Genomic DNA, 8772 nt, shown 5'->3' with positions numbered 1-8772 from the left:
CCCCCCCCGAAGGAAATTTTACACCTTTCATTCGTATATTATGAAAAAAATTACAGGTAAATCTTGAAAACGCGATATAATATTAAGAAATATGCGCATACGTGTGTATAGCTACAGTTACATTCGTTATATAAACAAACAACGAGTATCTGCTATAAAAATAAACATAAGTTTAGATTGATATGCGTCAACAAACGTACGAAAGCAAAAAGAACACAGTAAAGAAAAAATAAAAAGGATTATTACTATGACAAAAGATATACACAACAAGGGCGCGGAATCCCAAAAATCACATTCGTTAAACATAAATGCAACATATGCTGCCATGCGCAAGGTGTCATTGAGCACACTTGCCACAGTTCTGACTGCAGCCACCTGCTTGGGCGGTCAGCCAATCCTCGCATCTTCTAATATTCTTCTTCCTCCAACTACAGCGGCTTTTGCGGAAGAAGTGCGTAAGAACGACCCTAATCCTTGGTTGCACACGCCGAACATTCTTGAGTATCAGCGCTACCGTTACTTAAACAGTAGAGGCGAATTTGGCTACGTTGGAGACGACAAAGTCGGCGACTGGGATAGAATCATCAACAAAACCGACATGTATGCGCACGTTCAAGGCGAAGGCAATAACAAGTACTTGGTTTTCGACGTGTTCTTTAACAACGACGGCAAATCCATGGTTTCTGCATCAACAAAGCATCAATACGTGTGGCAAATTCCTTATGCAATTGCCGATTTAAGCAACGGCGGATACAAGAATGACACTATGCGCAATCTTAGATTTGACTTCTACAAGCGCAATGGCAGATCACCTCAAACGTATGCAAATCTTTCGCACGATATTGACTTGTTCGAATACGATGCAAGCAAATCGTTCAGCCAAGACTTCTTGAAAGATAGCCGGGATTACAATAACTCAACATATCACTACTCTATAGGCGTACGCCCTGGAAGACCAGGTAATCAAGACATAAAAGATAACTTCCATGTTAACCCAAATGATTTGGATTCCGCTATTAAAAAGGCTATCCCACCAAACCAAAGACCTTATAACGGCTACAACTACGGCATTGGTATAACAACAACTCACGTTAATTACGCTGTACGAATGCATTGCGAGTTAAAGCTTCGCCCAGGCGTAACCGATGAAGAAATCAAGAATGCCTTTACTTGGGCAAATAGCAGCTCTTATGGTAGAACTACACACTCTGCTTACACCTTTATTTCTGGTCGCACAAAAGATGAAAATGTGCCACCTACAAAAAGCGATAATTTGCCTCCAAAGCTGTATTTGAACGGCAAGGAGATTAGCGATTCCAACAACAGCATTGACGTATATCAGGGTGAGTCGCCAAAGATCACTTTCGGCACTTCCGACAATAGCGAAAAGGTGACGAAGTTCTCTGTAAGCGGATTCCCTAATAACATAAATGGTGCAAACTTTACAGAGGATAAAGCCGACGGTTTTGACGCGACTGAAGCTAAGCCTTACAAACATGAAATTAAAGACGTTAAGTTTGAGCACAAGGACGGCAATACGCCAGTAAACTCCGACTACACGATTACTGTTTCTGCAACCGATGCTTCCGGCAATAAAGCAGAAAAGACGATTACAGTACATCTTAAGAACCAAAATCTTAAGCATAAGGCTCCAACCACCACACCAATTACTGTTGATTGGGGTCATAAGCCAACTGCAGATGAGCTCAATAAGCATGTTTCTGGAGCCGATGGCGGCACTCTTACTTTTGACTCTATTCCAGAAACTAAGCTTCCTGACATTGCCTTTAATGGCAAAGACACTGCTCCTGCATACGCTTCTGGAAAAGTGACGTATAGCGATGGCTCGTATCACAATGTGACTGTTCAGGTGAATGTTAAGAAGCCACTCGCATTGCAACATAAGAGCGAGCTTAAGGATCACACTGTTGAAGTGAGCGTTAAAGATAAGCTCACAATGACCAACGATGGCAAAAAGGTTGACGCTAAGGAATATCTTGGCAAGCTTGACGACGCTACTAAGAAGAACATCAAGAGCGCAGAGTGGGTGAACGGCGAACCTTCCACAGCTGTTGCAGGAAAGAAAACTTACACTGCTAAAGTCACGTTTAAGGACGGCAGCACAGCGGAAGAAAAGGTCACTTTCACTGTGCGCCCTCAAAAGCCTGAGATTGAGACTGATTTGACTGGCGTTGCAGGCGTAAAAAACAAGGAAGTTGTAGTTAATGCAGGTCCTGGCACCGAAGGAAGCACTGTAACTCTTAAGGGTAACGGTAAGAATGTAATCGGCACTGGAAAAGTTGGAGCCGATGGCAAAGTTACGATTACTGTTAAAGACGGCATTCCTGCAGGAAATGTAACTGCCGTAACGTCTACAAATCCTGCAGATACAACTAAGGAGCAGTCGGTTCAGTCGCCAGTAAGCGACCCTAAGAATGCTACTAAAGACGACAAAGCACCAACATTAACTGGTCCTGATAGCGTTACCGTAAAAGTTGGCGAAGATCTGAAAATAAAGCTTACAGCAAAAGATGATGTAAAGATTGAGTCTATTGACACAGCAACAGCAACTACAGCATTTTCTGATGGAGCTGATTTTAATAAGATTCTTCAAAACATGTCGCGTGCAAAAACTGATTACACGACGAATACTGCTAAGGAAAAGGTTTTCACTTACAGCTTCTCCGGCTTTAAGCCTGAAGAAGTTGGTACATACAATCTTAAGTTCTCCGCAACTGATGCCGCTGGTAACAAAGTAGAAAAAACTGTGACTGTAAAAGTGGAGAAAAAAGAAGATCTTACGGCTAAGAATATTACCGTTGACTTAGGTCACAAACTCACTGACACAGACGCAAAGAAGGCTATTGCCAATAGTCGCAAGCTTCCAAGGGGAACTAAGTTTGCATGGAGCACTGAAACTGGCGGAACTCCAGACACTTCCACTGTTGGCAAGGAAAAGACTGGAAAAGTTATTGTAACTATTCCTACTAACGACAAAAATCACCCACGCGTTGAAACTGTTGACGTTAAGGTAACTGTTAAGGATACCAAAAGTCCTAAAGTTAAGATTTGGCGAATGGGCAATGGTGGTAAATATACCACCATTGATGCTGGATATCCAGATAGTCCAAAAATACCAGTATTTATTATTACTACATATCGTGGCGATAAGAACGATATTAAGATTACTGCAACCGACAACAGTGGCAACGTTACAACTTTGACGCTGAACCCAGCTGTTCCAGGAGATAAAACTGGTGAACTTACAGGAACTGGCACAGATAAAGATCCTAAGACTTTGCCACTTAATGGCACTACTCCGCTCAACACTGAGCCTAGAGAGTATACGCGTACCATCAAGGCAGTGGATCCTTCGGGCAACACTACAGAAGTGACTGTAAAGTTTGTTGTTAAGACGCAGTCCAAAAAATATGGTGAAGTTAAAAACAATCCTGTGACTTACAAGATGAGCGACGGCACCAAGCATCCAGATCCTAAGAGCGGCATTAATGCAGAAGCAGTGAAGAAACTGCCTAAGGACGCTACGTATTCTTGGGCTACGGAACCAGATTGGAATAAGACTGGCGAGCAGACAGAGCCTGAAGTCCTCATAACGTTCCCAGATGGTTCCATTAAGAAAGTAAAGACAACTGTTACCGTTAAGGACGATATTGCGCCTGTTATTGAGAACCCTAGTACCAACAAGGCAAAGAAATCAGACCACGATGCAACACCTGAGTACTACCAGTTCAAGGTACATAAGGGCCAACAGTTCAGCATTGATATCAACGCTTACGATAACAGTGGAAAGGTTAAGAGTGCGGAATTTGATTCGCCTTTGCCTAAGGAAATAACTGGCAGCAATATTAGTATCACTAATAACACTAATAATTCTGCAAAAAAGCCTGCAAAAATTACTATTACAGGTACTGCACAGCGAGATCCGAAGATAACTAATTCGTCCAATAACAAGTGGTCTCGCGATCTTGTTGTTAAAGACGAAGCTGGCAACAGGTCTACGCTGAAGATTCAGATTTCCGTGTACACGGATGCTGAAGAACATACTGCTACTCCTAACGCTACACCGAAGAATCCTAACCAGGATGCGATTATCAACGCAATTACTATTACCAAGAAGGATGACTCGAAGAAGAAGTACGACGAAAAAACAGAGGGCAAGATTGCTTACAGTAAAATCACCATTCCTAAAGACAATGGTGTTCACACTGTTCCTGTAACCATTACGTACCCGGATCATTCAACTACAATAGTTAATGTTCCTGTGCTAATTCGTAATGACGCTAAGGATTATAATCCACAGGGTCAAACAGTTGAAGTTTCATGGAACACTAAGCCAGAAAAATTGACTGAGAAAATCAAGTCATTTGGCGATGGCAAGGGATTGAAGTGGAATGGTAACAAGCAACCAGCCACACCGCCAACTGTGACTATTGTAGATGATAAGTCTGTTCCAAGCACCGATAAGCCTGGCGAAAGCAAAGTTCAAGTTAATGTTAAGTATTCGGATGGCTCTAGTGACGTTGCAACAGTAACTGTTAAAGTTTTGGATCCACAAAGCGAAACTTATACGCCAGAAGGTCAAACGATTAACATTGACTACAATAAGACGCCGAATACTGGCATATCCAGCAAAATTACCGGCGTTGGCAAGGATAAAGGCATTAGCTTTAAAGATAAGCAAGGCAAAGATATAACGCCTCCTACTGACGCAACAGTGACCATTGACAGCAATAAGACTGTTCCAGATGGCACTCAGCCTGGCGATTTCAATATTCCTGTAACCATTACATATAAGGATGGCTCTAAGAGTCATGCAACAGTAACCGTTAAGGTTGGCGAGCCTCAGAATAAGAAGTATGAGCCAAATAAGCCTGATGGAATCAACGTTGGATATGGTAAAGCCGAACCTTCTCATGAAGAAATCACAGCTAAAGTCACTGTTCCAAACCAACCAACTGATACAAAAATTACAGTTGATAAAGATCAACCTATCGACACTAAGACTCCTGGAACCGTAAACGTTAAGGTTACTGTTACCTATCCAGACGGTTCTGAGGATCACGTGGAAGTTCCTGTAACAGTTGGCAATCCAGATAACGTTACTCATAAGGCTTCTGCAACTCCTATAGAGTTGAAGCGCGATAATGCCAAGAAAAATAAGCCAAGTGAAGAAGACATTAGGAAGCACGTCAAAACTGGAGTTGCTGAAACTGAGAAGCAGCCAACTATTACTGTAGCTACGGCTAAGATTCCAGACACAGACAAAACTGGCACAACTAACGTACCTGTAACTATTAAGTATGAAGACGGCACTACCACAACCGTACAGGTTCCTGTTATTGTGACGGATACAAACGCGGACGAATACACTCCGAACGTTGACCCTGTGGAAGAGCCGTATAACACTGGTAAAGAAAAGACCAAGGAAGCTGTTACAGCTGCTGTAACTGTTCCTGATTTTAAGCCAAAGAATAAGGACGATAAGCTAACATTCACCATCACCAGCGACGATAAGGATATTCCAAACGGCAAGACACCTGGCACTTATCCCGTTAAGGTTACAGTCACTTACCCAGATCACACAACTGATGAAGTTATTGTTGATGTGACTATTAAGAATAAGCAGTCGGATACTTTCGAGCCAAAGGTAACACCTGTTGTTAAGCCGTTTGGCAAGCAGGTTACATCTGATGATGTAATAGGCAATGTAACTGTTCCTAATTGGCCAGAAGCAGACAAGAGTAAGCTAAAGATTGAGTTGAACATTCCTGACAAAGATTTGCCAGATGGTCAAACTCCTGGAAACTACCCTGTTGAGGTTAAAGTCACCTACCCAGATGGCACGACTGATATTGTTAAAGTTCCGGTAACTATTAGCAACAAGCAGTCTGAACTTTACCCACCTAAGGCAGATAGCATTACCAAGAAGAATGGTGAAAAGCCTTCAGAAGAAGAAATTATCGGCAAAGTAAGTGTTCCTACTTGGCCAAAAGGCGAAACAACAAATAAGCCAACTTACTCTATTAGCAAGGAAGATGCTAAGAAGATCCCTACTGGAGATAAGGCTGGCAAGTTTGAGGTGCCTGTAACGGTTACGTATCCGGATGATAAATCAACAACCGTAATCAACGTACCTGTAACTATTAAGGCTCCTACCGCTACGACTAAAGTTGTGACTGTGCCAAAGGGCGTGGATCCTAAGCCAGAAGACAGCATTGCCAATAAGGATAAGTTCCCTGAGGGAACCACCTTTGAGTGGAAGAAAGACAGCAAGCCAGACACGTCTGAGGAAGGCAACGAAAAGCCAGGAATTGTTGTTGTAACAGTTCCAGGTCAAAATCCTGTGGACGTGCCAGTAAAGGTGACCGTTGTTGACCCAAGTGCTCCACAAATTAACGTGCCACAAGGCACGGCTTTGCCTAACGCAAAGGATGTTATTAATAACACAAGTGGAGACGGAAACAAGTACCCAGAAGGCACTAAGTTCGATTGGAGTAAGGAAGATACACCAGATACCAAGAATCCTGGCACGAAGAATGGCAAGATTATTGTCACTATTCCAGGTCAAAAGCCTGTGGAAGTGCCTGTAACAGTGAACGTTACACCAACTCCAGAAACGAATGTTGTTAACGTGAAGGTTGGCGACAACCTTCCAGACGCATCGAAGGGTATTGCTAATAAGGATAAGTTCCCTAAGGGAACCACCTTCGAGTGGGATAAGGTTGACAAGCCAAAGACCGACAAGACTGGTCCTACTACTGGCACTGTGCTCGTTCATATCCCAGGTGTGAAAAATCCAGTGGAAGCCACAGTTACTGTGAACGTAACTCCTGCGCCTATAGCGAAGGAAACCACCGTCGCACAGAATAGCGATCCAGATCCTAAGAACAGCATTGATAATAGCAAAGATCTCCCGAAGGGAACCACCTTCGAGTGGAAGAAAGGTGCTGCTCCAAAGACCGACAAGCCAGGCAATACTACTGGCACTGTGATTGTAAAGATTCCAGGGCAAGATCCTCAAGAAGTGCCTGTAAAAATTACTGTTACAGCATCTCCTGAAGGAAAAGACGTAACCGTGTTGCAAAAGACTGGCAGCAAGGATACCACTCCTAAGCCACAGGATGTTATTAAGAATAATGCCGATTTGCCTAAGAATGCTGAGGTTTCTTGGAAGAAGAAGCCTGATACGTCAAAGACTGGCAACCAGCCAGGAATTGTGACTGTTACAGTGCCAGGCGAGCCAGATGTTGACATTCCAGTCAACGTGCTTGTTGTGCCAAATCCAGAAGGCAAGACAGTAAGCGTGCCAGTAAACGCCAAGCCAAAGCCAGAAGACAGCATTGCCAATAATGGTGACTTCCCACAAGGCACTACTTTCGAGTGGAAGAAAGATGCTGCTCCAAAGACCGACAAACCAGGCACCACTAACGGCACCGTGCTCGTCAAGATTCCAGGCGTAAAAGACCCAGTAGAAGTGCAAGTAACAGTAAACGTGACCAACAAGCCATTTATTAATGATGGCAATGCTGAAAACACGCCAACGAAGCCTGATAAGACCACTATTACTGGTAAAACTCAGCCAGGAAACACCGTAACTGTCAAAGACAAAGACGGTAAGACTGTTGGTACTGGAACTGCCAACAAAGACGGAAACTTCACTATCGAAATCGATAAGAAGGCTCCTGGTACAGCTCTCAAGCTTGTTCCAAGCAAGGGTAGCGAACATGGCGATCCAGTAAACACAACCGTCACTGCTAAACCGCAAAAGCCAACGATTACGGTACCAACCGACGATCACAAGAACGGCGGAAACGTAACTGTAACACCGCCACACGGCGATGAAAACGTTGTCAAGATTGTGATTAACGACAAGCCAAATCCGCTTAACGGTCCAGAAAAGCCAGAACAGACAATTATTGTCAAGAAGGGTGATGGCGGCAAGTGGAAGATTGACGGAGACACTCCAGAAGGTGTAACTGTTGATCCGCAAACTGGCGTTGTTACGATTCCAGCAAAGGATTTGGAGGATGGCAGCACTATTACTGCAGTAGCTAAGAACAAGAAGGACAAACCATCTGATCCTGCTACTGCTGTAACCGGCTTTAAGACTCCGCAGATTACTCAGCAAACACTGAAAGATAATCCAGATGATTCTACTAAGCAAATCATCACTGGAAAGACGCTTCCAGGCGCGAGGGTAACTGTCACCGACGAAAAGGGCAAAGAAATAGGAAGTGGCGTTGCAGATAAGAATGGCAACTTCACTATTACTATCAACAAGCAAAAGCCTGGTGCCATCGTCACCCTCACGCCAACCAATGGTAAGGGTGATTCTGCAAAGACGGGCGATAGCGTAAATATTACTATCGGCGGAAATATTGCTAAGCCAAAGATTGACACTCCAACCGAGGGTGGCGCTAGCGTGACGCCTGACGAGTCTGATACTCGCGTGAACAAGGTTGTAATTACTTACACTCCAGAAGGCAGTGAAACAACCGCAACGATTACTGTTGTTGCTGAAGGCGATAAGCATGAGTGGAAGATTGACGGCTCTGCACCTAACGGCGTGACTGTTGATCCGCAAACTGGCGTTGTTACGATTCCAGCAAACAAGATTAAGCGCGGTAGCACTATTACTGCGCAATCAGAAGACAGTAGCGATAAGACTGGCAAGAGCAAGTCAGAAGTGGTAACTGCTAAAGTTGGCGAAAAGGAGAAGCCAACGCCAACGCCTGCGGGTGAGCCGACTAT

At 43.9% G+C, this 8772-nt stretch carries 1 protein-coding gene; it reads left to right on the top strand.

Features of this window, described 5'->3' with window-relative positions; all coding sequences use genetic code 11:
- Nucleotides 1-247: 247 nt before the first annotated feature.
- Nucleotides 248-8772 (top strand): Rib/alpha-like domain-containing protein (locus HMPREF3208_RS04150; RefSeq protein ID WP_064347361.1); only part of this gene is annotated, 8525 nt, incomplete at its 3' end.

This window comes from Gardnerella vaginalis (genome assembly GCF_001546485.1).
GTDB classification, from domain to species: Bacteria; Actinomycetota; Actinomycetes; order Actinomycetales; family Bifidobacteriaceae; genus Bifidobacterium; species Bifidobacterium vaginale_D.
Note: the sequence above shows the minus strand (reverse complement) of the source record. Positions and strands in the feature narration are given on the sequence as shown.